Genomic DNA, 25,550 nt, shown 5'->3' with positions numbered 1-25,550 from the left:
TAATCAAGAAGGCTGGTCAACAAGCATCGTGTCGATAGTTACCGTGAGGATAGATTCCAGCCCCAACTTTTCCGCTGCGTACAGCACTTCAAGGCCGACGATGTCCCCTTGCTCATCGAAGTCGGCAACAACGCCTTCCCCAATATCCCTCGCGTCCACCGGCTGCGAGTCCTTCAACAAGATGTAAAGGGCATCAACTTCGTCATCGTATTGTATCTTCATCCTCATACTCCATTCCTGTGCCCGCGATTAAGTCTGCGTCTTGGCGTAACGGTGACCACGACTATCTGATTTGCTTCTTCGACAAAAGTTACGCGAATCACCCTGTTGTCAGGTAGCACTTTGGTGGCGTTTAAGTGTCTTCTGTCATCCGGTTCAACCAGGTCCGGGGTATCTAATATCAATTCTACTTCATCTCGCGTAATCCTGTACTGCCTCATTCGATTACGGGCATGTCTCTTGAAAAACAGTGGTTTCACTTACCCATCCTTCGACTCCACATACTACCCATCCTGTCAAACCCGGTACATAGCAGTAGGCGCGCCTACTCCGCCGTGCGGCCGCCGTCTATCACCACTTCGCTGCCCGTTACGAACGACGATTCGTCAGACGCCAGATACAGCACGCCATACGCGACTTCTTCGGGCTTGCCATAACGCCTGAGCGGTATGTCCTCCGGTCTGCGCCCGCCTTCGACCGATGTCGATGTCGCAAGCATATCCGTGTCGATGGGTCCCGGATGTACCGAGTTCACGCGGATGTTCTCGCCGGCGTACTGTATCGCCGCCGCTTTGGTGAAAATGCGAACCGCGCCCTTGGATGCGTTGTACGCCGTATTGCGCCGCGCGCCGGTCAAGCCCGCGCCCGACGATATGTTGATGATGGACCCGCCGCCCGCCTGCCGCATCGCCGCGATGACGCTCTTCGTGCCGAGGAAAGTGCCCTTGGCGTTAATATCCATCACCTCGTCCCATATCGCCTCACTCGTTTCCAGCAAGCCTTCCAATCGCAGAATCCCCGCGTTGTTCACCAGCACATCGACCTTGCCGAATCGCTCGACTGCGGCTGCGACGGCGCGTTGCCAGCTCGCCTCGTCCGTAACATCGAGGCTGACGAACATCGCCTCGCCGCCCGCATCGGCAATTTCCGCCGCCACGCTCTCCCCGTCTTCTTCGAGCAGGTCGCCGATGACAACCTTGGCGCCCTCACGCGCGAACATTCTAGCCTCCGCCGCGCCCATCCCGCGCGCGCCGCCGCTGATAATCGCAACCTTGCCTGCCAGTCTCATAGCGTCCTCCCTTTCCGGTAGATGCCGGTATGTGGAATAGGTGCCCGTAGGTGGATATTGAATGACACTATCACCGCCCCGTTGCATCGTCAACGGCGGGATATTCGGGGCGCGGAGGACAGGATGATATAATTCTCCGCGGAGGCATAGCTATGAACACCACAGAGTACACAATATACTTCGCCGGCGAGCTGTTCGACCATAAGCATCTCATCGGCAATTCATTGCTTGCCAATCGCATCGAACGCTTGTCGGGCAGGCGGTATCGCTGCGTATTGCCGCAGGACTTGGAACAGACCGACTCGCGCGCCGTGGACATCCGCAACCAAGATTTACTCGGCGTGGCGACTTGCGATTGCGCGTTGTTCAACTTCGACGGGCCCGATTTGGATTCCGGCACCGTCGTCGAGTTCGTGTACGCCAAGCTGCTCGACATTCCGGCGGTCATACTGCGCACCGATTTTCGCGGCGGCGGCGACCAAGATACGGATGGCGACGCGTGGAATCTGATGGCATCGTTCTACCCCCGCACGCGCAATGTCTCGCTGAACGCTATGGCGTGGTATCAGCAGGCGCGGCGCGAGGCGGACGACCCGATGGCGGCGGCGGCTCTCTACGCCGACCGCATCGCGCGGAAGGCGATAGACGCCCTAGACGCCGCGCGCGCCGCGCCGTCGCTGCTCAACGCCACGCCCGACGACGTGGAGCATCTGTATCGCTGGGCGCTGACATTCCCCGGCGGTGGTCTGGCGGACCGAGCGGCGGGCGAAGAATCCCTGCGCGCTGCCGTCCACCGCATCGTATCCAGCAAAACATCACGAAACCTGCTATGAGTTATCCTTCCCAATACATCCTTATTAAGTGAGTTCCAATGACAGACATCGCTGAACCATACACTATCTACTTTGCAGGACAGCTGTTCGACCACAAGCATCTGGTGGGCAACGCACTGCTCGCCGCGGACATCAACGACTATTCGCAAGGGCGCTACCGCTGCATATTGCCGCAGGACTTGGAGCAGAGAGGCATAGGTCCGATGGGAATCAGGGACCAGGATCTGCGCGCGGTGATAGAGTGCGACCTTTCGCTCTTCAACTTCGACGGCGCGGAAATACCTGTGGGCGCGGTCGCGGAGTACATGTACGCCAAGATGCTGGACATTCCGGCGGTCATACTGCGCACCGACTTCCGTGGCGGCGGCGACCAAGACGCCAAGGGCGACCCGTGGAACCTGATGGTGTCGTTCTACCCGCGCACCCGCATTCTCCATATCGACGGCATGCAGTGGTATCAGGACGCGCTGGCGCAAGGCGGAGACGCAGCCGAAGTATCCGCGCGCTATCACCGGCGCATCGCTGCGGAAGTCGTAACGCTGCTGGATGAAGCCCGCGCAATGACGCCTATCATGGAAGGCGGCAGAGCCGGCGCCGAGCGTGAATACCGCTGGGCGCTGCGAATGGCAGGCGGCAGCCTAACCGCCCTAGCCGCCGACGCAGAATACATCCGCCGCGTAGTGTCCCGCAAAATCGCGCTAGGTTTGCTGCCGGACGAGGGCTAAATTACAGGATGCACGGGGTGGGATGAGGGCGAATTGCTAATCGCCCCTGCCGCCACGCCTATTGCCCAGCCGCTCCAGATATTGCCGAATCATCAGCGCGGCTGCTGCGCCTTCGCCCACTGCGCTTGCGACCTGCTTTGTGCTGCCTGCCCGCGCGTCGCCGGCAGCGAATATGCCCGGCACGCTCGTCTGCATGTTGTCGAATGTGCGGATGAAGCCCCATTCGTCCAGCTCCACCGTATCGGCAACGAACCCGGTGTTCGGGTCAAGCCCGATGAACACGAACACCGCCGCAGGGTTCAGTTCTTCCGCCTGCCCGCTTATCGCATCCTTGACGACAACGCCGTCCAACCTGCCGTCGCCGGTGAACTGCTGCACGGTCGTGTTGTAGCGAATCGTCATCTTGGCGTGGTTCGTCGCCTTCTCTTGCAGCACCGAACTCGCGCGCAGCCTGTCGCCACGCACCAGCAGCGTAATCTTGTCGGCGAATCGCGTCAGGAACAGCCCTTCTTCGAGCGCGCTGTTGCCGCCGCCGATGACGACCATATCCGAATCCTTGTAGAACGGCCCGTCGCAGGTGGCGCAGAAGTGGATGCCCGCCCCGATAAAGTCCTCCTCGCCCGGCACATTCAGCCTGCGGTAGCGTGTGCCGACCGCGAGTAGCAGCGCCATCGCGCCGTATTCGTCGCCCGACTCGGTGGTGACGGTGCGATAGTCGCCATCCGAGCGCAGTTCGCGCACCGTCTGCGCCGGCAGCATCTCCGCGCCGAATCGCTCGGCATGCGCGCGCATGTCGTCCGCGAGTCTTGCGCCTTCCACACCATCCGGAAAGCCGAGATAGTTGTCGATGCGCTCCGTAACGCCCGCCTGCCCGCCGATTGCGCTCTGCTCTATGACAAGCGCGTCTATGCCCTCGCGCGCCGCGTACAGCGCGGTAGAAAGCCCGGCAGGTCCGCCGCCGATGACGATAAGGTCGTAGAAATTTCGCCGCGCTTTGGGTTCTATGCCAAGCTTGGCGGCGAGTTCCGCGTTGGACGGCTCTACCAGCAGCGATCCGTCCTCGAAGACGATGGTCGGGATAATCTGCTTGCCGTCGTTGACCTGCTGCACATAGGCGCGCGCGGCGTCATCGCGGTCGATGTCAACCCAGTTATACCGCACGCGCTGCTCGCCGAGAAACTGTTTTGCCCGCGTGCAATCCGGACACCACGGCGCGCCATAAACAGTGATATTCGCATCAGTCGTAATATCAGGCATCGACTCACCTCGCTATCTGACGCTTATCGAGACGATTTCACAAATCCCTAATGTTGTCATTCCGCGCTGCCTTTGTCATTCCGAACGCAGTGAGGAATCTGAAGCATGTCCCTGCGAAGGCAGGGATCGTTGCATGTAAACCTGTTTCCGGCATTAGATTTCTCGCTTCGCTCGAAATGACAGGTATAAATTGCATGTGTGAAATCGCCTTCTATCCAACAGGATGTACAGGATGGGACGGGATATGAGCTCTTTCTAATCGTGCCCAAACCTGTCGCCTATCTCACCAGCCATATATTAGCAGGATGGACGCTCAGCATGGGCGAACTACCTACTATAGTTTGGGATGCGCCATGCCGATTTGCGGTTTTAGTAACCTTAAAATCCGTTGACTGGATGCGATGCCGTTTACATAATTAAACGGAAACCTAAACAAAGTATTATACATATCTGATATACTGTTTTGACATACGCCTCTTTGAGGAGCACTTATGACAATCAGAAGATTTGCAGCCCTCGCTCTTGCGGTAAGCGCAATGGCGTTTCTCGTGGCATGCACCGACGACTCGGGAGGACAAGAGCTGCCGGTAACGGCGCAGAACCAGACTGTGCCGACAGCCGCGCCGCCCGTGCCCACGGCAACATTTGTGCCGCCCACGAGCACGCCCTTGCCGCCAACACCGGTGCCGCCGACAGCGACTCCCGTACCCACGAATACGCCCATCCCGCCGACGGCAACACCGGAACCGACCGCGACGCCGGAGCCGACGGCGACGCCCGTTCCCACCAACACGCCGGTCCCAACGGAGACGCCAACGCCTGTTCCCACGAATACGCCCGTTCCCACGGAGACGCCAACGCCGGAGCCGACACCTACACCGGAACCCACGGAGACGCCCACGCCGGTCCCCACGGAGACGCCCACGCCGACCGCGACTCCCATCCCGCCGTGCACAATAATTGCAGCGCACTCAGACCTGCGGAATTGCGAGTTCATAGGTGGGAACTTTAATGGGCTTAATTTGACTGGAGTAGATTTCACCGGCGCTCATCTTGAGGACGCGGATTTCTCCAAGGCTATCCTTATAGGCGCGAATTTCACGAACGCTATAGTCACACGCGCAAGACTTATTGAGGCGGATCTCGGCGGCGCGAACCTTACCGGAGCGGATTTCCGCCACTCCGAACTCAAAGACGCGAACCTGGATAAGGCTACAATTGTTGGAACAATTTTCCGCTCTGGAAATAGGCAAGACGACTCGACCATGTTCCGTGGAGCAAAGCTGACGAACCTAGTCTTCGACCGAGGTATCAAGCTCACGCAAGTCGGATTCCTCAACGCAGATCTGTCGCACTCAAGCTTCATTAATGTGGATATGCAGCACGCCGACTTTAGGGGCAGCATTGTTACTGGCGTTGATTTCACCGGCACGGACCTCAGAAACGCCAGGATGGGGGGTATAGATCTCAATCAGACTACTATAACCAACAGGACCGAATTCGAGGGTGCCGATCTGAGGAAGGCAGACCTGTCGGATATGGAACTTTCAGGCGTTGACTTCGAGGAAGTGGATTTTAGAGACGCGGACCTGTCCGATGTCAGTATCGAAAGGGCAAGAATCGAGGATGCAGACCTAAGGGGCGCAAACCTGACCGATGCAGAGTTCGTAAATGTCGATTTCAAGGGCACTGATTTCGATGACGCAGAGCTGGAGGATGTGGAATTTGATGACTGCGATCTCGAAGGTGCGCTGAATATGATCGATGCCAAAAGCATCCACGACGTCGATTGGAAAGATGTAACCTGCCCCGACGGCACGGAGAATAACGACGACTGCTACAGAGAACAGCGCCTAGTGCCGGCTGAATAGCCAAGCATAGAGACAAAACCGAGCCGCCGTAGATATGCAATGCGGCGGCTCCCACAGCCAAAAACACGGCGGTTGAGACATCGTTACAATCAACGATCCCTCAACCGCCGTTAGGCGTTCAAAGCCCCTCCCATCCGAAAGACGGAAACTGACATCGATAGACAGGACGGGTAGGGTAGGTAGGATGGGGAAAGCCCGCTCTACCCGGCGCTATCCCCGAATTACGCCCCAAGCACCTGCGCGAAAGTATCCCCAATTTCGCCCGGCCCCGGCACTATCGCGACGCCCGCTGCGGCAAGCGCTTTTTCTTTTTCTTCGGCGCGGGCCGCTCTGCCGGTTATGACCGCGCCGGCGTGTCCCATTCGCTTGCCCGGCGGTGCGCTGCGTCCCGCGATGAACGCCGCCATCGGCTTATTGAACTCGCTGCTGATGTACTCGGCGGCTTCCTGCTCCCGCGTGCCGCCGATTTCGCCAATCATCACCACGCCGTCCGTATCGTCGTCCGCGTTGAACATCTTCAGGATGTCCACAAACGACGAGCCGTTCACAGGATCGCCGCCGATGCCCACACACGACGACTGCCCGATACCGAGCGCGGTGAGCTGGCTGACGGCTTCGTAGGTCAGCGTGCCGCTGCGCGATACGACGCCAATCCTGCCGGGCGCATGGATGTCGCCGGGCATAATGCCGACCTTCACGCGCGCGCCGGGCGTAATCATTCCCGGGCAGTTGGGCCCGATGAGACGAACCGGCTTGTCGCGGATGTAGCGCTTGACCGCGATGGTGTCCATAATGGGAATGCCCTCAGTGATGCAGGCGATAGTGGGTATGCCCGCATCCACCGATTCCACGATGGCGTCCGCTGCGAACGGGGGCGGCACGAATATCAGAGCGCAGTTTGCCTGCGTATCGTCCACCGCCTGCCGCACGGTGTTGAACACTGGCACATCGCCGTCGAAGACCTGCCCGCCGCGTCCCGGCGTTACACCGGCGACAAGGTTTGCGCCGTACTCGCGGCAGCGCAGCGCGTGGAAACTGCCCTCTCTGCCGGTAATGCCCTGCACGAGAAGGCGCGTATTTTCGTCAACAAGGATTCCCATAGATTCAGCCTCTAATTTGTGGTCCCAACCGTGTGAAACCGAACTCATTCTGTGCTTGATTAAAGTCTTGGTCATAGGCGAAAGCGTACTTGCTTTGCCTGTCTCTGATACAAACGAAATTCGCGCAATCTACAACGCTCCAGCGCTTATCGGAATGTGTCGTGAATACATAAAGTGCCTCCTCTTCAAGGCTGGAAGCATCGAAGACCAAGATAGCAGAGTCAATGACCATTTCATAAAGCGCAGCATCGAGGTCATGCCTGCCAAAGCTGCCGCTTAAAGCGGTCAAAGCTTCGTAGAGTGTCCAGTTGGTGGTTACAAGTCGCCAATCATTCTCCTCAGCCATAGTCCATAGCAGCTTGGCACTCTGGTGCCATCGGTCCCTCAAATATGATAGTGCTATCCCAAAACTTGCGTCAATGAAGACTTCTTCCGGCATGTCTTCATTTTCTTTATGCTCTTGGGCGTCCGTAGATATACTTGTCGTGATTTACTGAAGCGTCCACAGGCTCTTTATCTGATTCAGCGTCAGCGTCAATGGTTTTGAAGAACTTTTGCACTGCCCTTTTCTGAATATCAGTGAGTTTATTCCTTTCGTGCGGAACCGTTGCGAGAATGTCAAGAGACTTCTTCATGCCTATCTCGATAGGCGCGCCTGAGGGTATCCTTTCCCGCGCGCTGTTGAAGTGGCTTTCGTCCGACTGCTCTTTCAGATTCTTGCTCAACATGCGTCATTCCCTTCGGAATTATTCCTACCCCTGTTCGTAATTAACCTGCCAGTTAATGCCGAATTTGTCGGCGCAAGAGCCGAAGTACGAGCCCCAGAACATATCCTGCATCGGCATCGTAACCGTGCCGCCGTCCGACAGCGCGTTGAACAACGACTCCGCGTGCTCGCGGCTCTCCGGGCTGACGCTGATGGAGAAGTTGTTGCCCGATACGAGCGTCATTCCCATATTCGACGGAATATCGCTGCCCATAAGGATATTATCGCCTATCGGAAACGAGACATGCATCACCTTGTCCTGCTCGCCCTCAGGTGGCTGATACTCGCCCGGCGCGTCCCCAAAAGTCTGCAAAATCATAAACTCGCCGCCAAACACAGAGCGATAAAAGTCAAAAGCCTCGCGGCAATTGCCGTCAAAGTTCAAATAAGTATTGAGCATCCGTCCTCCAATAGTGTTGATTGCCTGTAGTGTGTTGGTAGTGTGCCGGTAGTGTGGTTGATCGTTAACGCTAGCGTCCCTTCCCCTTGATTGGGGAAGGGACAATTAGGATTGGCGCCTAAAGGATTGGCAATGATGTGCGGCTGTGTTGTTCCTTACGGCATATACTGGTCAATGCCTACCGTGGATGCGCCTTCGCCGGTGGGCATCACTAGCGTCTTGGCGCGGTCCGCGCCGACAACTACGATGAACCAGCGGTCAACGCTCTCCAGCAGCGACACTTCGATGTCCAGCCGCTCTTGCTCGGTCTTGTCTTTCAGCCATTGCCACTGCTGACCAACGCGCGCGTCGTCGATCGGCATGTAGTGCATCATCTTGCCAAGGCTCATGTTCGCGTTGTAGTGAATGAACTGCTTCGCCTCTTGCTTGGAAAAGCCTTCACCGCCGACCGGTCGCGCGACATCCGGCGGCATGAATATCAGGCGCTCGTTGGTGTGGCGCGCGCCCATGCCGCGAGTGCCGAATGTGCTGCCGTAGGCGATGGTCTTGAGCAGATCGTCGGCGTCGGTATTACCCTGGTCCTGCACATCCAGCTCGCCGTCCGTGATGAACACGCTGACCGCGCTTTCGTCCGCGCGGAAGCCCTGATCGACATGGAACGGCTGCCAAGGGCTCATCTCTTCGTTCTCCGCGATGCAGTGCACGAACTTGCGCGTGGTGCCGATGGTGTCCATGTCCATCTGACCCGGATACCAGTAGCCCAGATTGCGCAGGCACAGCGAGAACGCGCGCCCGATGGTGATGTTCACCTCGTTGTCGCGGCCCGGACCAAGCCCGGAGCGCGGGTTAATCCCCAGTTCCTTGGCGATGGGCCCGTTGACCACCAGCATTGGCGCGTGCGGGCTGGTGGACATCAGCAGCGATTTGCCGCCGTGTTCGCCTACTTCCGACAGCGCCTTGACCGCCGCGATGATGACCGGCATATGTTCAGGCTTCGCGCCTGCCATAGCCGCGTTGATGGCGATCTTCTCCACAGTCGCCAGCCCGAATCCGGGCGGCATGTCGCACACCAAGTCGTAGCGGTCGAGTCCCGTGCCTTCGACAAGCGCGGCGACGGCTTCCTCAGTGGGAGGATGCAAAACCATCGCGTCGCCCCAGTCGCGCATCAGCCACTGCTCGTTCATCTTCAGGATGGCGTCCCAGCGGTCTTCGCCCTCGAATCGTTCGACGGCGGTCGCGGTGTCGCGCTCGCGGCGTCCGTGCTCTTTGTCGATGGTGAGAACTTCGACGATTTCGTCTATAACCGCTTCGGTCTGGCTGACGCACAGCTCTGGCGCGAGGTTGCGATAGATGCGCGGCACGATGACAAACTGCAGGTCCGGCATTGCGAACGCGCGCGAACTTGCGATAGCGTCTTCTTCAAAGCGCCCGGATACGATTGGGATGGCGGGTTTGCCCGTCTTCTCAATCTCGATCATGTCGTGGACCATCCACGACGCGCACGTCCCTCAATCGGCTGTGGCGCCGATGACGACATCGCACTCCGCGGCGGCTTGCTGCACGATAGGCGGCGGCGCGGGATAGTTGCCGCCCGTGTAGAAGTTGACCTTGACATTGCTGAAGCGCTCTTGCAGCATCTCGCCGGCGCGATTGAGCGCGAGGTCGCCTCCGTGCGTGCCGGACCAGAGCAGCCCGACGGTCTTGTTGTCCAGCGTGTCCGGACGTGGGCTGATGGTCAGCGAGTTTATCAGACCTCGCTGCTGCCCGATGGGATTAAGAACTTCGAGTAGGTCCATGGTATGCCTCCTTTTGGGCAACTGCTTGTTAGCACCATATTATCGGTCGCAATCTTCCGGCGAAGGCGGCGGCACGTCAAAGGGTTCACCCCTGCGCTCATGCTCAATGCGCCGCACATTCCAAGCGCTCCACTTGGCATGCATTTCGTTCGCGCCTTCTGCTTTGCCTTCTGCGTTCGCCTCGATTTTAGCTCGCGTTATCAGTCTTTCCCGGGAATTGCGTAACAGTACCATTAAGTACCTCCCTGCATCTACTAAGATTACGCTTGTGATCAACGATAGCGGGACTAGCCCACTCATCTTCAGTCCTATCGTTACTGTGCAGCCGGCAATGTCTTCATTGATACATACGCTTCTTTCAGATAAGAATACCACAACGCCCCAAACCGCCAACTGCACCACCAAAAGCGAGAAGTAATATGGCCGAAGATCGCGCAAGACACTCAGCAAATCCTCGCGTTCTCCTATGATGGGTCTCTCGTAAAGTGCCACAACACCTCCGGATTTTCAGCATGCCCCGCAGCTACGCGCCGACCGCCGCCCTAATTGCTCCTGCCGCGCCGCTTAGGTCGTCCACTAGCGTTACGTCTAGGCTGGATTCGGCTAGGATGCGTCTGCCTTCGTTGGCGTTTGTGCCTAGCATTCGCACGACCATGGGGCGGATGCCGTCCGGTGCGGCTTCGGCTGCTTGCAGGAAGCCCCGCGCCGCCACATCGCAGCGCAGTATGCCGCCGAATATGTTCACCAGCACCAGCTCGACAGATTTATCCGACAGCACGATGTTGAGCGCCTGCGCGACCTTGTCCTCGTCCGCGCCGCCGCCTATGTCCAGGAAGTTCGCCGGCTTCGCGCCGCCGGACAGCACCACATCCATCGTCGCCATCGCAAGACCGGCGCCGTTCACGATACAGCCCACGCTACCGTCCAGCTTCACATAATTGATGTCGTACTTGCGCGCCTCGACCTCGCCGTCGTCCTCTTGCTCCGCGTCGTAGAACTCGTCCAAGTCCTTGTGGCGGAACATCGCGTCGTCGTCGAAATTGAGCTTGGCGTCAACGGCGAGCGCGCGACCGTCCGTCGTAATGACCAGCGGGTTGATTTCCGCCAGCGAGCAGTCGTTCTCCTGAAACGCGCGGCACAGATTTTCGATGAGCGTGCCGACCGGGCGCACCAGCGAGCCGTCGAGATTCAAGCCGTAGGCGAGACTTCTGCCTTGGAATGGCTGAAACCCAAGCACGGGGTCTATCGTCGCACGCAGGATCTTCTCCGGCGTGGCGTCTGCGACCTCTTCTATCTCCATGCCGCCCGCCTCGCTCGCTATGACGACGATGCCCTCTGCCGCGCCGTCTATTACCACGCCCAGATAAAGCTCGTCCGCGACATCTATCGTCTCTTCGACCAGCACTTGACGCACCGGCACGCCTTCCGGTCCCGTCTGGAATGTAACCAGATTCGTGCCGAGGATGGACGCCGCGAACTCAGCCGCCTCAGCGGCCGACGAGACTAGCTTGACGCCGCCCGCCTTACCGCGTCCGCCGGCATGCACCTGCGCCTTGACGACCGCATTGCCGCCGAGCGCTTCGACCAAATTCGCCGCTTCCTCCGGCGTGGACGCAACGCTCCCTTCAGGCACCGGCACGCCATACTTGCTCAATATCTGCTTCGCCTGATACTCATGAATTTTCATATTGCAATCTCACATCGGTTATTCATGGGGTCGGTTGTTGGTGATTGGGTATTGAAGGGAATGGATTCGCGCATTCGGTTACAAAGCCATTCCAGCCTAACTCCACTCTCGCTGTTAACAATTATACGGATATACCCGCCGTTTATCACCATGCCCCACCGCACCGTGAAACCTGCATCAGGCAATTGCCGGTTGTGTCTTATGTCATTCTTGTAAGTGTTAGGCAGGAAGTGTTAAGTAATCCGCTGACAGATAGGACATGCGGCAAACCGAAAGCCTCGCATCGCTGTATAATGCGTAGTGTGGAATTCAACGCCGGAGGGTTGAGATGGCAACTACCGGAACAATAACCAACGCATGGGAACACAGGACGCTGCCTGACATCTTCTACGAAGAGCCGGAGCGGGTGGAGGACGGCATGCTGCAATACTTCCCAATAGCGCGCATCGGGCAGCTGCTCCGCGAAAAGTACGAAGACTCGCCGGATGTCTTTATTCATGGCGATATTTTCATCTCGTACGACAGGACGGACGGCAACAGACGCATCAAGCCGGATTTGTTCATCGCGTTCGCTGTTCCTGCCGAGGAGATACGCGAGAAGCTGCCCAATTTCTGGCTGTGGGAGATCGGCAAAGTTCCGGAATTCGTGATGGAAGTGGCGTCTCCGAGCACTGCGGCGAACGATATGGGAGACAAGCGCAGCCGTTACGAGAGCTTGGGAATATCCGAATACTGGCGGTTAGACCCTACCGGCGGCGAGTTGTACGAGCTTCCGCTCATTGGGGAGCGTCTTGTGGACGGCGCATATCAGGCATACGAGCTTCGCGCCGGCGCTGACGGTTCGGTTACAGCGTACAGCGAGTTGCTGAATGTCGATTTCCACTGGGACGGCAGTGAGTTCGACGTGCTCGACCCCATTGCCGGCATCACGATAGACAAACGAGTCGCAGCAGAGGAGCGCGCGGACTTTGCAGAAAATCGAGCCGACCGTGCCGAAGACCGCGCAGACGCCGAACGAACGGCGCGGCTTGCGTCAGAAGCGCGAGAGCGTGCGTTGCTCGAAGAGATTGAGCGTCTGCGGCGGCAAGGATAGGCTGCTTATGACTCTGCCGATACACGGCGGCGCGAACATCGCCGAACTGCGCTCTCTTGGACTGCGTCCCGAGGATGTGCTCGACTTCAGCGCCAGCATCAATCCTTTGGGCGCTCCATCTTGCATATCGCAGGCGATAGGCGCAGTCAACTTAGCGGCGTATCCTGATACCGAATGCACCGCGCTCCGCGAATCGCTGGCGGCGCGGCTGGCGGTGTCTACAGCGCAAATTCTAGCCGGTAACGGCTCAACCGAGCTGATACATCTGACTGCCCGCGCATATTTGAACGCAGGCAACCGTGCAGTAATCTTCGCGCCCACATTCGGCGAATTCGCGGCAGCTTGCGATATGCACGGCGCGGATGTACTCAGCATCGTTGCGGACGAAGGCAATAATTTCGCTTGGGACATTGAGCGCGCGGCACGCATTATCGCGGAGCGCGCGCCATCGCTGGTCTTCCTGTGCAACCCGAACAATCCGACCGGGCGCTATCTGAGCGAGGCGGATGTGCGGCGTATCGCAAACTCGCTGCCCGAAGATTCGCTGCTGATGCTGGACGAAGCATATCTGCCGTTCGTCGAGGCGCGGTGGGATTCGATGCCGCTGCTGAATCTAGGCAATGTCGCGCTGCTGCGGTCAATGACGAAAGACTACGCATTGACCGCGCTGCGTCTGGGCTATATGCTTGCGCCGCCCGCAGTCGTGGAGCGCGTCCGGGCGTTGCAGCACAGCTGGAGCGTGAACGGCTTGGCGCAGGAGGCAGGAATAGCCGCGCTCGCCGATACGCGGCATGTCGAAGACGGTCGCGCTGAGACACGAGCCGCCAAACGATACCTCGTCAGCGAACTCGATGCGATAGGCTTGCGATGCATGCCGTCCGCCGCGAACTTTGTGCTGGTCAAGGTCGGCGATGCGCGCGCACTGCGGCAGGCGCTGCTGACCGGGCATCGCATCAGTGTGCGAGACTGCGCATCGTTCGGGCTGCCCGAATACATCCGCATCGGCGTTAAAACAAAGGCGGACTGCGAGAGGCTCATCGGCGCGCTGCGAGACATATTTGGCGGGCTAATGGCGCTGACTTCTCATGGCTGACTTCGCATGACTGAGACTTGAAATCGGATTGGGCAAGCGAATGGCGATAGCGGATATTGGCATGACTTGGGGAATATCTTGCCCCTCCCTAGCCTACCTCCTAGGGGAAGGGACAGCAGGAACAGGATAAAGCAATGAATTGCAGATGGTTTTTGGTTAGGCATGGTGAAACGGCTTGGAATGATGAGGGTCGCGCGCAGGGGCAGGCGGACACGGCGCTGAACGCGAAGGGGCGCGCGCAGGCGGAACTCGTGGCGACTCGGCTTGCGCCATTGGACTTCGAGGCGGCGTATTCGAGCGATTTACAGCGCGTGGCGCACACCGCAGAGGCGATTATGCGCGGCCGCGATATGAGCTTCACCAAGATGGTGTCACTGCGCGAGAAGGCGTTCGGCGAGTGGGAAGGGCTGACATTCGAGCAAGTCGAGCGCAGTCACCCGTCGCTGTTCCGTCGGCTGTTCGACGAGGATGTGGACTTCGCGCCGCCCGGTGGCGAGAGCGACATTCAACTCTACGCCCGTATGAAGACGACGGCAGACGAACTGCTGACACGGCACGCAGACAGCGAGGGCAACATCCTCATCGCGGGGCACGGCGGCTCGCTGCGTGGGCTCATCGCCGCGATGCTGGGCATGCCTGCCGAGTATATGTGGCGTCTGCGCCTGTCGAACTGCGGCATCACCGTCATCAACACATTCGACGGCGGCGCAGCGCTCGATCTGCTCAACGACACCAGCCACTTAGAAGATGTAATCAAAAATGTTTTCGCCGCTCGAAAGTAACCGGACTAGGGCGTATTGACATTTAGCGCGCGAGGCATTTCAAACACGAAAAGCGCACTCATCTGTCATTCCGAACATAGTGAGGAATCTGAAATCGTCGCTTGCAAACCTGTTTCCGACTTTAGATTTCGAGCGATAGCGAGAAATCACAAAGGTAATAAGATACAGCGACGAAATGTCCACACAACCTAGCAAGTTGCTTATTCCGGAGACGCTGATGTGCAAATGCAGATGAACAAGGCGCCAATAATGGGCAAAACGATAATGGTGCAAGGCACGACCTCGCATGCGGGGAAGTCGCTGATGACGGCGGCACTTTGTCGCATTTTTGCGCAGGACGGGCTGCGGGTTGCGCCGTTTAAGGCGCAAAATATGTCGCTGAACTCGTTCGTCACGCCGGACGGCGGCGAGTTTGGCAGGGCGCAGGCGGTGCAAGCCGAAGCCGCGCGGATTGCGCCCACTGTGGAAATGAACCCCATCCTGCTCAAGCCCGAAGGCAACCGCAAGTCGCAGGTCGTGGTGATGGGCAAGCCGACGCGCGTGGCGTCCGCGCGCGAATACTACGAGATGAAGCTGCGCCTCTGGCCGCTCGTAACGCAGGCGCTGGACACGCTGCGCAGCCGGTACGACATCGTGGTCATCGAAGGCGCGGGCAGCCCGGCGGAGATAAACCTACGCGAGCACGAAATCGTCAACATGCGCGTTGCACGGTATGCGAACGCGCCGGTAATCATCGTGGGCGACATCGACCGCGGCGGCGTGTTCGCGTCACTAGTTGGCACGATGGCGCTGCTGGAACCGGAAGAGCAGGCGCTGGTCAAGGCGTTCGTCATCAATAAGTTTCGCGGCGATCCGTCGCTGCTAGACTCCGGCTTCGACATACTGCGAGAGCGCACGGGCGTGGGTGTCGCGGGCGTCATCCCATGGTTCGACGACATCCACATTCCGGAAGAAGACTCGCTCGGTCTCGACCCGCCACGCGCGTGGAACAACAGTCAATCGGACGATTTCATCGACATCGCGGTCGTTCGTCTGCCGCGCATCGCCAACTTCGACGACTTCGACCCGCTGTACCGCGAAGAGCGTGTGCGCCTGCGATATGTCAACAACGCAAGCGAGATGGGCGCGCCCGACCTGATTATCCTGCCCGGCTCCAAGACCACAGTCGCCGACCTCGAATGGATGAGACAAAGCGGCATCGCGGACGCGGTAACAGCGCGGCGATGTGCCGGTACGCCGGTCATCGGCGTGTGCGGCGGCTATCAGATGCTCGGCGAGCGCATACTCGACCCGGACGGCGTGGAATCCACCGTACAGGAAACTCGCGGACTAGGCTTGCTGCCACTCACCACCACATTCGCCGCGACCAAGACTACGCATCAGGTTCGCGGCAAGGTGGCTGCATCGTCAGCGGGCATGCTGGCGGGCAACGGCGGCAGCGCAATCGCCGGCTATGAGATACATATGGGACAGACCTACGACAACGGCGACGGCAAATCCGGTGCGCCCTTCCGCATCACGGAGCGCTCCGGCAAGTCGGTGAATTCGTCGGACGGAGCGATGGACGCGGACGGCTTGACGCTCGGCACATATATGCACGGGCTGTTCCACAACCACAGCCTGCGCCACACGCTGCTGACGAACATCGCGCGCCGCAAGGGTATCACACTGCCCGACGGCGCAATCCTCGACCTCGACGCCGAATACGACAAGCTAGCCGCCCTAATCCGCCACAGCGTGGACATGGACGCGGTGTATGCTATGGTGGGGTTGTAGGTCTCGGATGTGGGTTGCGATTAGCGGCGGGAAAGGAATGCGAATATGCTAAAGCCCGTGAGCGTGAAGGCTTTGCCGAATTATCGCCTATGGATTGAGTACAGCGATGGCGTCAGCGGCGAAGTTGACCTATCAGAGAAGCTGCGCCACGAATACTATAAGGACTGGGAAAAAACGGGCGTCTTCGAGAATGCGCGGGTACACGGCGGCGCTATACTGTGGGGCGATGGCATTGGTGAAAACGCTTACGACTTGTACTTGCGAATCACGGGCAAGTCGTATGACGAACTGCCTTCCGAGATTCAGGATGAAGCGACGCCGCCCGGGAATGACTGGCAATTGGCGGCAGTCGATGTAATTCCACTCCCCGATTATCGCTTGTGGTTAGCCTTCAACGATGGTGTCAGCGGGGAAGTTAATCTCGCTCATCTTGTGGGGAAAGGCGTCTTCAAGGCGTGGAACAAGCCGGATTTCTTTGAAGATGTTCGCGTAACATCCTACGGTACAATCTCGTGGAACGATGACATCGAGATGTGCGCCGATTCGCTGTATTTAGATGTAACCGGCATTACTTGGGAGCAGTTGAACACCATCATCAAGTCCCATAACGCCGCGCCTCTGGTTCAGAATGCCTGAACTCAGCCGATTCTACGGTATCGTCATTTCCATGTACCACAATGACCACAATCCGCCACACTTCCATGTCCGATACGGCGGCAGTACGGCGCTGGTAGGCATTGATCCCATCACCATGCTGCGGGGACACCTGCCCGCTTCAGTACGCCGGAGCGTTATGGTATGGGCTAGGGAGCATCAGGATGAGCTTTCGACTGCGTGGGATCAGGCGCAGCGCGGCGAAGCGCCGAGCAGAATTGCACCATTGAGGTAAGGGTGAGATTTGGAATGAACCGCAAATTCACGCTCATCACGGGCGGCGCGCGCTCCGGTAAAAGCTCGCTTGCAGAGCGGCTTGCGATGCGGGGCGAGCGAGTGCTGTTCGTCGCCACGGCGGAGGCGCTCGACGACGACATGCGTAGCCGCATCGCCGCGCACCAAGCAAGCCGCCCCCCCGAATGGCACACGCTCGAAGAGCCACGCAGCTTGCCCGATGCAATCCGCGCTCGTATCGCGGACACGCCGTGCCTCTACGACACCATCGTCGTGGATTGCCTGACTATGTGGGTTAGCAATCTGCTGCTGCAGTACGAATACGATGCCGATTGCGAAGCGCGAATCACGGGCGCGGCGCGGGAATTGCTGGATGTGTACGCCGCATCCGATGCAGAGTGGATAATCGTCACGAACGAGGTTGGGCTAGGCGTCGTGCCGCCGTCTTCGCTGGGGCGCGCCTACCGCGATGCGCTTGGCCGCGTCAACTCGCTTGTGGCATCTCGCGCGGACAAGGTGTATCTTATGGCGGCTGGGCTCGCGCTCGACCTGCGGGCGCTCGGCGCGCGGCACATCAACGATATAGGTGACACGCCCGATATGGGCATCTTCGATTCAGGACTGCGGCGCGATTGCGAATGACACAGACGGCGAACATCACCCGCACGGCGACTATGCGCGCGCCCGGCAGTTGCGGCGAGCTGGCGCAGGGCATGGTTGATGGCGACTACTTCCTCGTGAGCTGCCCCATCGACATGCACTCTACCGCGACGGTTACGCTAACGCCGGGCGATGGTCGTGTGGATGCGCCGCCGCACGCGCCGAAATCTCGGCAAGCGGTGATTCTGACCCTGGCGCACTTCGGACGCGATGATGTTGACGCGCTCCTGCGTTTGTCGAGCCAACTGCCGCGCGGCAAGGGTATGGCGAGCAGCACGGCTGATGTGTCGGCATCGATCGCCGCGACCGCTGCCGCATTGGACGAACAGCAGGACATATCTCCGCAGACCATCGCGTCAATCGCGCTGCGCGTGGAGCCGAGCGACAGCATTATGCTGCCCGGCATCGCCGTTCTCGACCACAAGCGGGGCAACATCGCGGAGATTCTGGGGCATCCTCCGCCGATGCGCGTAGTCGTACTGGATTTCGGCGGCGATGTGGACACGCTCGCGTTCAACGGCGTCAACCGCGACGGCATTTTGCTCGAAATGCAGCCCGAATTCGAGGAAGCGTTGTCGCTCATCAGTCGCGGCGTGCGGAAAGGCAACGCGGCGGACATCGGCGCAGGCGCGACTCGCAGCGCGATTGCAAATCAGCATCTGCTCTACAAGCCGCAGTTGGACGCAGTGATACGCCTCGCCGATGACGCCGGCGCGGTGGGCGTCACCGCGGCGCACAGCGGCACCGTGCTGGGAATGCTCTTCGACGACGATGGCGCCCTCGCCGAGAACGCCATATCGCGCGCGTGGGAGACATTGTTCGGTATAAGGCGAATATACAACCGCCGCATCGTGGGCGGCGGCGTTATTCCCGTCGAAACATGCAACAAACCGGAGGAGGCAACTCTGTGGCGAAGATAACCATTGTGGGCGTGGGTCCGGGCGATCCGGATTTGCTGACGCTTAAGGCACGGGACGCTATCCGCGACGCCGATTATGTTGCTGGATTCGAGACGGTACTTGGTCCGGTGCGGCGCTGGATTGGCGGCGAGGCGATGCCGATGCGCTACCGCGACCAAGAGGATGTGCTGGAGCAACTCGCGTCTCACGCGGAAGCAGGCAAGCACTGCGTTGTCTGCGCGTGGGGCGACCTGAACTTCTCGTCGAAAGAGTTGCTCGATCGTGTGCGGCGTCGCGCCGAAGTCGAGCTCATCCCCGGCATAAGCTCGGTGCAGGTGGCGTGTACGCGGCTGGGCTTCACGATGGAGACATCGCTGTTCATCACGCTGCACGCGCGCGACGGGCACGAAGCGGGTTTGCAGGAACTCACGGAAATGCTGCGAGTGCGCCGGCGCAACCTCATCGTGCTGCCGCGTCCGTTCGACCTGATGCCCGCCACAATCGCCGCCCAATTGCTAGAACAAGGCATCCCCGCCGACACGCCGCTCTGGGCGTTGCAGCGCCTCTCACTGGAAGGCGAAACGATCACCGAATACACGCTATCCACCCTAGCCTCCGAACCCGCCGAGTTCAGCGACTTGACGATACTGGCGTTCCCGATGGGGTGATGGGGTTGCAGGTATGGTTCGTGTAAATGTCAGATTAGAAAACCAGCCAGCGACGTGGTCGCCGAATCTGCTTGCCGAGAAAATCACCAAGCAGTTCGCGCTTCATCGCAATCTGGTCTGACACACTCGCCGTATCATCCAGTATCCAATCCGGTATATCGCCCTTAGTGCGGTTGGCGGAAAACGGTTCTACACCGATTAGCACAATGTCACCCGATATTGTCCAACTCCCAACAGGCGGGCGACGCTCTTTCACATACTTGTCAGGGTGTATCAGATTTTCGAGCACCAGGCGAGGCCGCTCAAACGCTCTATTCTGATACTCTTCCAACGAAGCGGGAGCGCACCAATCGGGAACCTTCGCGCCGTCATGCAGATTTTCCTTGAATATGCGATGTAGAGTTGACGAGGACAGTTCCAGCACATCCAAGTTTATATACTCAGATTTGGGTATTGCTTCCATTGAACTCGTAACTTGCTGTAGGTAATGCCGATATAGGGCGGTCGTGAGACGTTCTCGGATGCTGGACACTGACCTTTGCAGTCGCCGGCGGGCGGCGGTGTCGTCGCCTGGCAGGGCTGTCCGCGTGTAAATCATCAGACAGCGCTTAACAATCTCAGGCTGGAAACTTCGAGCGTCCGCATTCATCGAGAGGGCGAAACATGGATATTCAGCGCCGGCGGGAAGAGAAGTTGCCGGTTCTTTGATGATTTCGGGAGCGTGGCGATTGAACCTGTCCCGCGTCACATCGTCGAACACCACTGGGAAACGCTTGTATGCATGCTGCAATCCTCGCAAGTTGCTGCGCGTGAAATACTGAGTCTCCACTATGCGCGGATAGGAGAACATCGACTTCATAAGCGTCTCGATAAGACTGCTTTTGCCGCAATTGCTCTGCCCATAAACCACGGCGAACATAGGCTGGTCGAAGCTGAAAGCGTCAGTCCGAATTGCAGAGTTTCGCACATCGCACATCAACGGCGCGAAGTAGAACCATGACATGAAAGTGAAGTAGTCCTTCTGCAGGCGAGGCACATCGCCCACAAAGCCATTTTCATAGTTGCTGAAGAACTCGATCCATGCCTCTACGTCGCTTCGTACTTCGTCAGGTTCTGTTTCCATGCTTACATCGTCGTCCGATAAGATGAACCGCTGACCGTCATATGACAAATATGTCGAGGGCGCATCGTCAGCTCCCACAGAGGTTGCGATGCGCGTCATCTGCTTCACGATGTTTGAAGTGAAGCTAACAACTCCTTGACGGTCAGGCTTAATATCCGCCATTGCCTTTTGGTAAATGGGCTTGATATGCTCCACTTTGTTTAGAATCTGTGGCGTACTGTACTCTTCCTCGTCTGCAATCTGAGCGGGTATGTAAAGAGATATGCCCGTTTCGCTTGCTTCAGTATCTTTCAACGCAGGAGTTTCTTCGATAGGCATAACTTGGGCTGGGATAGGCTTCTCCCTGAGGGGAATCCTACTGGAAGCGATTGAGCGAACCGCTTCATATTGCCGTGAATAGTGCCGCCATGCCATGTCATCATTGTCGAAGACTATCAGAGTTTCCGCCTGCCGACCTGAGAACGCCGTCTCGGATAGGTTGGCGGAGCCGACTATGACGCGCTTCAAGTCATCCCGCTCCAGCAGATATATCTTGGCATGGGCTATGGCGTCCTTAACCACGTAGAACCGCGCTGCCCCACTAGCCGCCCGGTCGTAGATTATTCGCCGGCGTTCTTCGGACAGTCCTGCAATGCCGACAAAGCCTTTGTTCAAACTTTCGTCCACTGCTGATTGAAAAGCAAGCAAGTCGGCGGCAGAGCGTGTCAGGACGCCGTTATGTCCGAAAATGCACTCGAATTCGGCATAGTCGAAATCCTTCAGTAGCCCGAGTATCATCGGAATACTCGATGTGTATGTCAAAGCCTTCATCGAATCAAAATCGGCAAATAGACTACGGTCAAACGCAGATACCGACTTCGCTTTGGCATAAACAACATTCAGCGTACTGCTTCGCGTGCGGGGATCAGGATCGTCGAATGTAAAGCCTTGTTGCGTGGTCATTTCTCTAGCCCTAGCGTTGACACTTGTAACCATTGCCGTATATTTTACGGCAATGAAGTTCATTGACATATCAAGAGCGATGTTCGTTCTATTCTGTTCTGCTCAATGATAACTGATTATCGATAACTTATCATTCACACAAGGAGCACCCCATGCCAAGCACTAACCCCAACCGTCCCAACATCCTGTTCATTCTGAGCGACGACCAAGGGGCTTGGGCTATGCGCTGCGCGGGTAATGACGAGATGGTTACGCCCAATCTCGATCGGCTGTCGGCGACGGGCATTCGCTTCGATAATTTCTTCTGCGCGTCGCCCGTGTGCTCGCCGGCGCGCGCGTCAATACTCACCGGGCGCATCCCATCGCAGCACGGAGTGCAAGACTTCCTGCGCGCAGGCAATGCCACCTACCTGCCCAACGACGGCTTGGAGATCGACTACATCGCCGGACAGCCGACATACATCGAGCTGCTCGCGGAGAACGGCTACGAGTGCGGACTTAGCGGCAAGTGGCACATCGGGCATGCGGCGTTGCAGCGCGCTGGCTTTTCGTTCTGGAATGTGCATGCCGCCGGCGGCGGACACTACTACGACGCGCCGATGATTCTCAACGGCGAGCGCTCTCAGACCGACGAGTATGTTACCGACATCATCACCGACAACGCGCTCGACTTCCTGAACGGGCAGTTCGGCTCGGACGCGCCGTTCTCGCTGAATGTGCACTACACCGCGCCGCACGCGCCCTGGGGACGCGACGAACACCCGGATGCCGTCTTCGACGACTTCCACGACAACTGCGCCTTCGACTCCGTGCCCAACGAGCCTATGCACCCCAACCAGCTGGCGAAAGAACCATCCGCTGCGACTGTGGGCGATACTCCTGAAAATCGCAGGATCGCGCTGAGCGGCTACTTCGCCGCGGTAACCGAGATGGACCGCAACATCGGGCGAATACTCGACTGGCTGGAGGCGAACGGACTGCGCGAGAGCACGCTGGTGATGTTCATGGCGGACAATGGCATGAGCATGGGGCATCACGGCGTTTGGGGCAAGGGCAACGGCACATACCCGCCGAATATGTACGACACGGCGGTGAAAATCCCCGCGCTGGCGTCGATGCCGGGCAGCGTTCCGCAAGACCTCGTGTGCGATCGCCTGCTGAGCCAGTACGATGTGATGCCGACGCTGTTGGGCTATACCGGCGTGGACAACCCACACGCGGACGGGCTGCCGGGCACCGACTTTTCGCCCGTGCTGCGCGGCGAATCGTTGGGGGATGCTACGCCCGTGTTCGTATTCGACGAATACGGGCCAACGCGGATGATCCGCACGCGCAACTGGAAATACGTGCACCGCTACCCGCATGGTCCCAACGAACTATACGACCTGTCCGGAGACCCGACAGAGACCGCGAACATCGTCAACGACCCGGCGTACGCGGGCAGAGTCGCCGCGCTGCGCGAAGAGCTGGAAACTTGGTACGCCCGCTATGTGGACGAAGTGATGGACGGCGCGAAGCAAGCGGTGTACGGCAGAGGGCAAATCGGGCTAGTAGGCTCAGACGAATACCCGAAGCCGTTCGCTGACGATGTAGCGCTGCAAGCGGATGTGGATGGGCCGCTGCCCGCTACGCGATAGCAGGCAGGTTGGGTTTGTCATCCATGTTGTACCCAATCTGTCAGCGAATTACCTAACACTTACAGGAATGACATTGCGGGGAATGGACTGCTACTCCCTGCCGTTTTGCGTCTTGTCTGCGCTGTCGTCCGCCTCGCCGTCATCATCCTTGCCGTCGCCCCGCGTGGTTATGCCTTCATCTTCTAGGCGGTGTTCTAGCCGACGGAGGGCCGAGCGGGTGGAGCGTAGTTCGCGCAGCAGCTCCTCGCGGGTTACGGGCGGCTCTAATTCGCGCAGTCGCTCGGCGTTCGCTTGGTCTAGATTGTTGATGATGATGGCGACAAACAGGTTTATCACCACGAATGTCGCCACTACGACATAGCTGACGAAGTACACCCACGCCCACGAATGAAGCTGCATGGCGTTGTCCATCACCACAGTCCAGCCTTCAAGCGTGATGATGTTGAACAGCGTCAGCACTGACGCGCCTAAGCTGCGCCAGTGCATCGGGTCGTGCTCGTGAAAGAGCTGGTAGCCGATTATCGCGTAGATGTACACAATGATGCCCATCAACAGCATCACATGACCGACGCTGGGTATAGAGCGCACCAGTGCCGAAACGATGAGCCGCAGTTCCATGACCGCCGAAATGAGTCGCAGCACGCGCAGCAGACGCGCCAGTCGCGCTATCATCGCATAGTCGCCCGTCGCCGGCACAAGCGCGACGATTATCACCAAGAAATCGAACACGTTCCAGCCGTCACGGAAATAATTGTCCACGCGCGGTGAGTGCGCGAGCATCTTCAACAGCGCTTCGAGTATGAACACGAACAGGATGATCTGATTGCCGAAATGAAGCAAGCTGCCGAATTGCCGCTCTACGGTCTGCGATGTGCCGAGACCCAAGATGACACCGTTCACCAGAATCAGACCGATTATGAAGTACTCGAAAACGCGCTTGTTGACAAGGTTGTCCGCTAACAGTGAGGCTTTCTGCATTGTCTTGTTGGCTTACGACCCTTTCGTGAAGATGGCGCGCGTGAAGGCGCACCGTAAAGTTTCGCAGAACTGAACGCCTGTATCAATAGCACGGCGCGGAAACTGGCAGGGATATTGGGATAGACAGAATTGGGCGCGGCATTTGCGCTATAATTGGATTTGCGACTTCGGCGCGGCGCCGAACGCATCGCGGAGGGGTGGCCGAGCGGTTGAAGGCACCTGTCTTGAAAACAGGAGTAGTGAAAGCTACCGCAGGTTCGAATCCTGTCCCCTCCGCCATATGCGCCGTTGCCGATTTGTGCCATATCCACGCGGCGCACGCAAGTTTTGCCCGTTATGCCACACCCGACAGGCAGCGCCTGTCAGACCACAGCGTCATGTACCGACCTGAACGGTCGATGTTATCTTTCGCAATGTAGCGAGTGCAGACAGCGCGGAAATCTTGCCAGTTCTTGGATTTTCATCTGACGGCGTGTTCTCGATGCGGATGCTCAGCCTGCCGAACTCGCCTTCGACCACGATGTCGTGCGTGTTCTTGTCAACGGTCGGGTCGGCGTAGATTCGGATCCGCGTTTTCGTCGGACCCAAGCCCGCCATGCTTAGCGCGGCGGACACATTGACATTAGCGGGGAACAGTCTGCACGCCTCCAGCGCGGCACCTTCGTAAACGACGGTCGGCTCTGTAACCGCGTCCAAGTCGATGCCCGATGCGGCGATGCCGGGTGCGCCTTTCAGTCCTGCTGGGGGCTTGCGTGTAATCATCGTCAGCGAGTCGATTCGCCCTTCGCACGCGCCCGCCACGCTGTCGAGACCGGCTATCGCGCCCGACGGCACATATATCGTCGCGCCGTTGTTGGCTGCCAGCGCAAACAGGTCGTCGCGTTCGAGCAATGCGCCGCCGCTGAGTGCCATCAGATCTTTGCCTGCGGACAGCGTGGCGGTCGCAATCGACTCCATAGCGCTCGCCGGCGCCGCCTCAACTACAATATCGACAATCTCCACGAGACGCTGCAACTCGACCACCGGCGTCGCGCCGTCAAGCGTGGATGCAAAACTGGCCGCGCGTTCCAAATTGCGGCTAGTTATGCCGCCCAGAACGGCGCTCGGCAGCGCGCCACCGTCCAACGCGGCGGCGACCTTGCGCCCAATAGTACCGCAGCCCGCGATTCCGACAATCTTTCGTGCTTTACTCATGTGGCACATACTATTGGCGCGCGGTGTAGTTGTCAAAGGGGCGGGCGGCAATAGTCAAGGGGTTGCTAGGCTTTGTGGACATTTCTGATTTTCA

Annotated in this window: 28 protein-coding genes and 1 tRNA gene; 14 read left to right on the top strand and 15 right to left on the bottom strand. The window is 58.5% G+C overall.

The window, feature by feature from the left end:
* Positions 1-3 precede the first annotated feature (3 nt).
* The 3 genes from F4X57_11010 to F4X57_11000 form a co-directional block, all read right to left on the bottom strand.
* Positions 4-222, bottom strand: coding sequence for a DUF2283 domain-containing protein (locus tag F4X57_11010; GenBank protein ID MYC07679.1), 219 nt, complete (start codon positions 220-222; stop codon positions 4-6).
* A 2-nt stretch (positions 223-224) separates the two neighbouring features.
* Entirely contained in the window at positions 225-479 is a 255-nt protein-coding gene (locus F4X57_11005; protein ID MYC07678.1) for a DUF4258 domain-containing protein, read from the bottom strand.
* A 65-nt stretch (positions 480-544) separates the two neighbouring features.
* Positions 545-1,288 (bottom strand): glucose 1-dehydrogenase, encoded by a 744-nt coding sequence (locus F4X57_11000; GenBank protein ID MYC07677.1) that lies wholly within the window; start codon positions 1,286-1,288, stop codon positions 545-547.
* A 152-nt stretch (positions 1,289-1,440) separates the two neighbouring features.
* On the opposite strand from F4X57_11000, the gene F4X57_10995 reads away from it, so the two are divergent.
* Positions 1,441-2,121, top strand: coding sequence for a nucleoside 2-deoxyribosyltransferase (locus tag F4X57_10995; GenBank protein ID MYC07676.1), 681 nt, complete (start codon positions 1,441-1,443; stop codon positions 2,119-2,121).
* Positions 2,122-2,159: 38 nt separating this feature from the next.
* Entirely contained in the window at positions 2,160-2,846 is a 687-nt protein-coding gene (locus F4X57_10990) for a hypothetical protein (GenBank protein MYC07675.1), read from the top strand.
* Positions 2,847-2,882: 36 nt separating this feature from the next.
* Here the strand turns inward: F4X57_10990 and F4X57_10985 are convergent, their stop codons facing one another.
* A complete protein-coding gene (locus tag F4X57_10985) occupies positions 2,883-4,103 on the bottom strand; it encodes an NAD(P)-binding protein (GenBank protein ID MYC07674.1) in 1,221 nt (406 codons plus the stop codon).
* 491 nt (positions 4,104-4,594) lie between these two features.
* On the opposite strand from F4X57_10985, the gene F4X57_10980 reads away from it, so the two are divergent.
* Positions 4,595-5,974 (top strand): pentapeptide repeat-containing protein, encoded by a 1,380-nt coding sequence (locus tag F4X57_10980; protein ID MYC07673.1) that lies wholly within the window; start codon positions 4,595-4,597, stop codon positions 5,972-5,974.
* 221 nt (positions 5,975-6,195) lie between these two features.
* On the opposite strand, the gene sucD is transcribed toward F4X57_10980, so the two are convergent.
* The 8 genes from sucD to sucC all read right to left on the bottom strand — a co-directional run bounded on the left by sucD (position 6,196) and on the right by sucC (position 11,723).
* Positions 6,196-7,074, bottom strand: a complete 879-nt coding sequence (gene sucD, locus F4X57_10975) for a succinate--CoA ligase subunit alpha (protein ID MYC07672.1) — start codon at positions 7,072-7,074, stop codon at positions 6,196-6,198.
* 4 nt (positions 7,075-7,078) lie between these two features.
* A complete protein-coding gene (locus F4X57_10970) occupies positions 7,079-7,420 on the bottom strand; it encodes a hypothetical protein (GenBank protein MYC07671.1) in 342 nt (113 codons plus the stop codon).
* Positions 7,421-7,526: 106 nt separating this feature from the next.
* Entirely contained in the window at positions 7,527-7,802 is a 276-nt protein-coding gene (locus F4X57_10965) for a hypothetical protein (protein ID MYC07670.1), read from the bottom strand.
* Between the two features lie 24 nt (positions 7,803-7,826).
* Entirely contained in the window at positions 7,827-8,240 is a 414-nt protein-coding gene (locus F4X57_10960) for a VOC family protein (protein ID MYC07669.1), read from the bottom strand.
* 155 nt (positions 8,241-8,395) lie between these two features.
* A complete protein-coding gene (locus F4X57_10955) occupies positions 8,396-9,730 on the bottom strand; it encodes a hypothetical protein (GenBank protein MYC07668.1) in 1,335 nt (444 codons plus the stop codon).
* An 18-nt stretch (positions 9,731-9,748) separates the two neighbouring features.
* Entirely contained in the window at positions 9,749-10,036 is a 288-nt protein-coding gene (locus tag F4X57_10950; GenBank protein ID MYC07667.1) for a hypothetical protein, read from the bottom strand.
* 39 nt (positions 10,037-10,075) lie between these two features.
* Positions 10,076-10,270 carry a hypothetical protein gene (locus tag F4X57_10945; GenBank protein ID MYC07666.1) on the bottom strand — a complete coding sequence of 65 codons (195 nt, stop codon included), beginning with the start codon at positions 10,268-10,270 and terminating at the stop codon, positions 10,076-10,078.
* Positions 10,271-10,559: 289 nt separating this feature from the next.
* The gene (sucC, locus tag F4X57_10940) at positions 10,560-11,723 is read right to left on the bottom strand and encodes an ADP-forming succinate--CoA ligase subunit beta (GenBank protein ID MYC07665.1); all 1,164 of its coding nucleotides are present in this window, start codon (positions 11,721-11,723) and stop codon (positions 10,560-10,562) included.
* A 328-nt stretch (positions 11,724-12,051) separates the two neighbouring features.
* On the opposite strand from sucC, the gene F4X57_10935 reads away from it, so the two are divergent.
* The 9 genes from F4X57_10935 (at position 12,052) to cbiE (ending at position 19,582) form a co-directional block, all read left to right on the top strand.
* The gene (locus F4X57_10935) at positions 12,052-12,816 is read left to right on the top strand and encodes a Uma2 family endonuclease (GenBank protein MYC07664.1); all 765 of its coding nucleotides are present in this window, start codon (positions 12,052-12,054) and stop codon (positions 12,814-12,816) included.
* A gap of 7 nt (positions 12,817-12,823) precedes the next feature.
* Entirely contained in the window at positions 12,824-13,909 is a 1,086-nt protein-coding gene (locus tag F4X57_10930; protein ID MYC07663.1) for a histidinol-phosphate aminotransferase family protein, read from the top strand.
* A 134-nt stretch (positions 13,910-14,043) separates the two neighbouring features.
* The gene (locus F4X57_10925) at positions 14,044-14,691 is read left to right on the top strand and encodes a histidine phosphatase family protein (protein MYC07662.1); all 648 of its coding nucleotides are present in this window, start codon (positions 14,044-14,046) and stop codon (positions 14,689-14,691) included.
* A gap of 249 nt (positions 14,692-14,940) precedes the next feature.
* On the top strand, positions 14,941-16,467 hold the full coding sequence (locus F4X57_10920; GenBank protein MYC07661.1) for a cobyric acid synthase: 1,527 nt from the start codon (positions 14,941-14,943) through the stop codon (positions 16,465-16,467).
* A 45-nt stretch (positions 16,468-16,512) separates the two neighbouring features.
* Positions 16,513-17,103: a DUF2442 domain-containing protein gene (locus F4X57_10915; GenBank protein MYC07660.1), complete on the top strand. Its 591-nt coding sequence runs from the start codon at positions 16,513-16,515 to the stop codon at positions 17,101-17,103.
* Positions 17,096-17,356, top strand: coding sequence for a DUF4160 domain-containing protein (locus F4X57_10910; protein MYC07659.1), 261 nt, complete (start codon positions 17,096-17,098; stop codon positions 17,354-17,356). The genes F4X57_10915 and F4X57_10910 overlap by 8 nt, the downstream gene beginning before the upstream one ends.
* A gap of 14 nt (positions 17,357-17,370) precedes the next feature.
* A complete protein-coding gene (gene cobU, locus F4X57_10905; GenBank protein ID MYC07658.1) occupies positions 17,371-17,997 on the top strand; it encodes a bifunctional adenosylcobinamide kinase/adenosylcobinamide-phosphate guanylyltransferase in 627 nt (208 codons plus the stop codon).
* Positions 17,988-18,935, top strand: coding sequence for a GHMP kinase (locus F4X57_10900; GenBank protein MYC07657.1), 948 nt, complete (start codon positions 17,988-17,990; stop codon positions 18,933-18,935). Before cobU ends, F4X57_10900 begins: the two co-directional genes overlap by 10 nt.
* Positions 18,896-19,582, top strand: coding sequence for a precorrin-6y C5,15-methyltransferase (decarboxylating) subunit CbiE (gene cbiE / locus F4X57_10895; protein ID MYC07656.1), 687 nt, complete (start codon positions 18,896-18,898; stop codon positions 19,580-19,582). Before F4X57_10900 ends, cbiE begins: the two co-directional genes overlap by 40 nt.
* A 34-nt stretch (positions 19,583-19,616) precedes the next feature.
* Here the strand turns inward: cbiE and F4X57_10890 are convergent, their stop codons facing one another.
* Positions 19,617-21,716 (bottom strand): NgoFVII family restriction endonuclease, encoded by a 2,100-nt coding sequence (locus F4X57_10890; protein ID MYC07655.1) that lies wholly within the window; start codon positions 21,714-21,716, stop codon positions 19,617-19,619.
* Positions 21,717-21,799: 83 nt separating this feature from the next.
* Between F4X57_10890 and F4X57_10885 the strand changes: the two genes are divergently transcribed.
* Positions 21,800-23,284, top strand: a complete 1,485-nt coding sequence (locus F4X57_10885; GenBank protein MYC07654.1) for a sulfatase-like hydrolase/transferase — start codon at positions 21,800-21,802, stop codon at positions 23,282-23,284.
* A 90-nt stretch (positions 23,285-23,374) separates the two neighbouring features.
* Here the strand turns inward: F4X57_10885 and F4X57_10880 are convergent, their stop codons facing one another.
* A complete protein-coding gene (locus F4X57_10880) occupies positions 23,375-24,262 on the bottom strand; it encodes an ion transporter (protein MYC07653.1) in 888 nt (295 codons plus the stop codon).
* Between the two features lie 191 nt (positions 24,263-24,453).
* Here F4X57_10880 and F4X57_10875 point away from each other — a divergent pair.
* A tRNA-Ser gene (locus tag F4X57_10875) sits at positions 24,454-24,541 on the top strand.
* Positions 24,542-24,637: 96 nt separating this feature from the next.
* Here F4X57_10875 and F4X57_10870 read toward each other — a convergent pair.
* A complete protein-coding gene (locus F4X57_10870) occupies positions 24,638-25,492 on the bottom strand; it encodes an aspartate dehydrogenase (protein MYC07652.1) in 855 nt (284 codons plus the stop codon).
* Positions 25,493-25,550: the final 58 nt, after the last annotated feature.

Source organism: Chloroflexota bacterium (genome assembly GCA_009840355.1).
Lineage (GTDB): Bacteria > Chloroflexota > Dehalococcoidia > Lucifugimonadales > JADFKI01 > Bin90.
Note: the sequence above shows the minus strand (reverse complement) of the source record. Positions and strands in the feature narration are given on the sequence as shown.

Bases quoted from the DNA above. Each gene is read 5' to 3' on its own strand.
- F4X57_10990 (MYC07675.1), top strand. From the start codon at position 2,160: ATGACAGACATCGCTGAACCATACACTATCTACTTTGCAGGACAGCTG.
- cbiE (MYC07656.1), top strand. From the start codon at position 18,896: ATGCAACAAACCGGAGGAGGCAACTCTGTGGCGAAGATAACCATTGTG.
- F4X57_10920 (MYC07661.1), top strand. From the start codon at position 14,941: ATGGGCAAAACGATAATGGTGCAAGGCACGACCTCGCATGCGGGGAAG.
- F4X57_11000 (MYC07677.1), bottom strand. From the start codon at position 1,288: ATGAGACTGGCAGGCAAGGTTGCGATTATCAGCGGCGGCGCGCGCGGG.
- cobU (MYC07658.1), top strand. From the start codon at position 17,371: ATGAACCGCAAATTCACGCTCATCACGGGCGGCGCGCGCTCCGGTAAA.
- F4X57_10925 (MYC07662.1), top strand. From the start codon at position 14,044: ATGAATTGCAGATGGTTTTTGGTTAGGCATGGTGAAACGGCTTGGAAT.
- F4X57_10935 (MYC07664.1), top strand. From the start codon at position 12,052: ATGGCAACTACCGGAACAATAACCAACGCATGGGAACACAGGACGCTG.
- F4X57_10950 (MYC07667.1), bottom strand. From the start codon at position 10,036: ATGGACCTACTCGAAGTTCTTAATCCCATCGGGCAGCAGCGAGGTCTG.
- F4X57_10960 (MYC07669.1), bottom strand. From the start codon at position 8,240: ATGCTCAATACTTATTTGAACTTTGACGGCAATTGCCGCGAGGCTTTT.
- F4X57_10970 (MYC07671.1), bottom strand. From the start codon at position 7,420: ATGGCTGAGGAGAATGATTGGCGACTTGTAACCACCAACTGGACACTC.
- F4X57_10955 (MYC07668.1), bottom strand. From the start codon at position 9,730: ATGGTCCACGACATGATCGAGATTGAGAAGACGGGCAAACCCGCCATC.
- F4X57_10995 (MYC07676.1), top strand. From the start codon at position 1,441: ATGAACACCACAGAGTACACAATATACTTCGCCGGCGAGCTGTTCGAC.
- F4X57_10885 (MYC07654.1), top strand. From the start codon at position 21,800: ATGCCAAGCACTAACCCCAACCGTCCCAACATCCTGTTCATTCTGAGC.
- sucD (MYC07672.1), bottom strand. From the start codon at position 7,074: ATGGGAATCCTTGTTGACGAAAATACGCGCCTTCTCGTGCAGGGCATT.
- F4X57_10890 (MYC07655.1), bottom strand. From the start codon at position 21,716: ATGTCAATGAACTTCATTGCCGTAAAATATACGGCAATGGTTACAAGT.
- F4X57_10980 (MYC07673.1), top strand. From the start codon at position 4,595: ATGACAATCAGAAGATTTGCAGCCCTCGCTCTTGCGGTAAGCGCAATG.
- F4X57_10985 (MYC07674.1), bottom strand. From the start codon at position 4,103: ATGCCTGATATTACGACTGATGCGAATATCACTGTTTATGGCGCGCCG.
- F4X57_10965 (MYC07670.1), bottom strand. From the start codon at position 7,802: ATGTTGAGCAAGAATCTGAAAGAGCAGTCGGACGAAAGCCACTTCAAC.
- F4X57_11010 (MYC07679.1), bottom strand. From the start codon at position 222: ATGAAGATACAATACGATGACGAAGTTGATGCCCTTTACATCTTGTTG.
- F4X57_10930 (MYC07663.1), top strand. From the start codon at position 12,824: ATGACTCTGCCGATACACGGCGGCGCGAACATCGCCGAACTGCGCTCT.
- F4X57_10910 (MYC07659.1), top strand. From the start codon at position 17,096: ATGCCTGAACTCAGCCGATTCTACGGTATCGTCATTTCCATGTACCAC.
- F4X57_10915 (MYC07660.1), top strand. From the start codon at position 16,513: ATGCTAAAGCCCGTGAGCGTGAAGGCTTTGCCGAATTATCGCCTATGG.
- sucC (MYC07665.1), bottom strand. From the start codon at position 11,723: ATGAAAATTCATGAGTATCAGGCGAAGCAGATATTGAGCAAGTATGGC.
- F4X57_10945 (MYC07666.1), bottom strand. From the start codon at position 10,270: ATGGTACTGTTACGCAATTCCCGGGAAAGACTGATAACGCGAGCTAAA.
- F4X57_10880 (MYC07653.1), bottom strand. From the start codon at position 24,262: ATGCAGAAAGCCTCACTGTTAGCGGACAACCTTGTCAACAAGCGCGTT.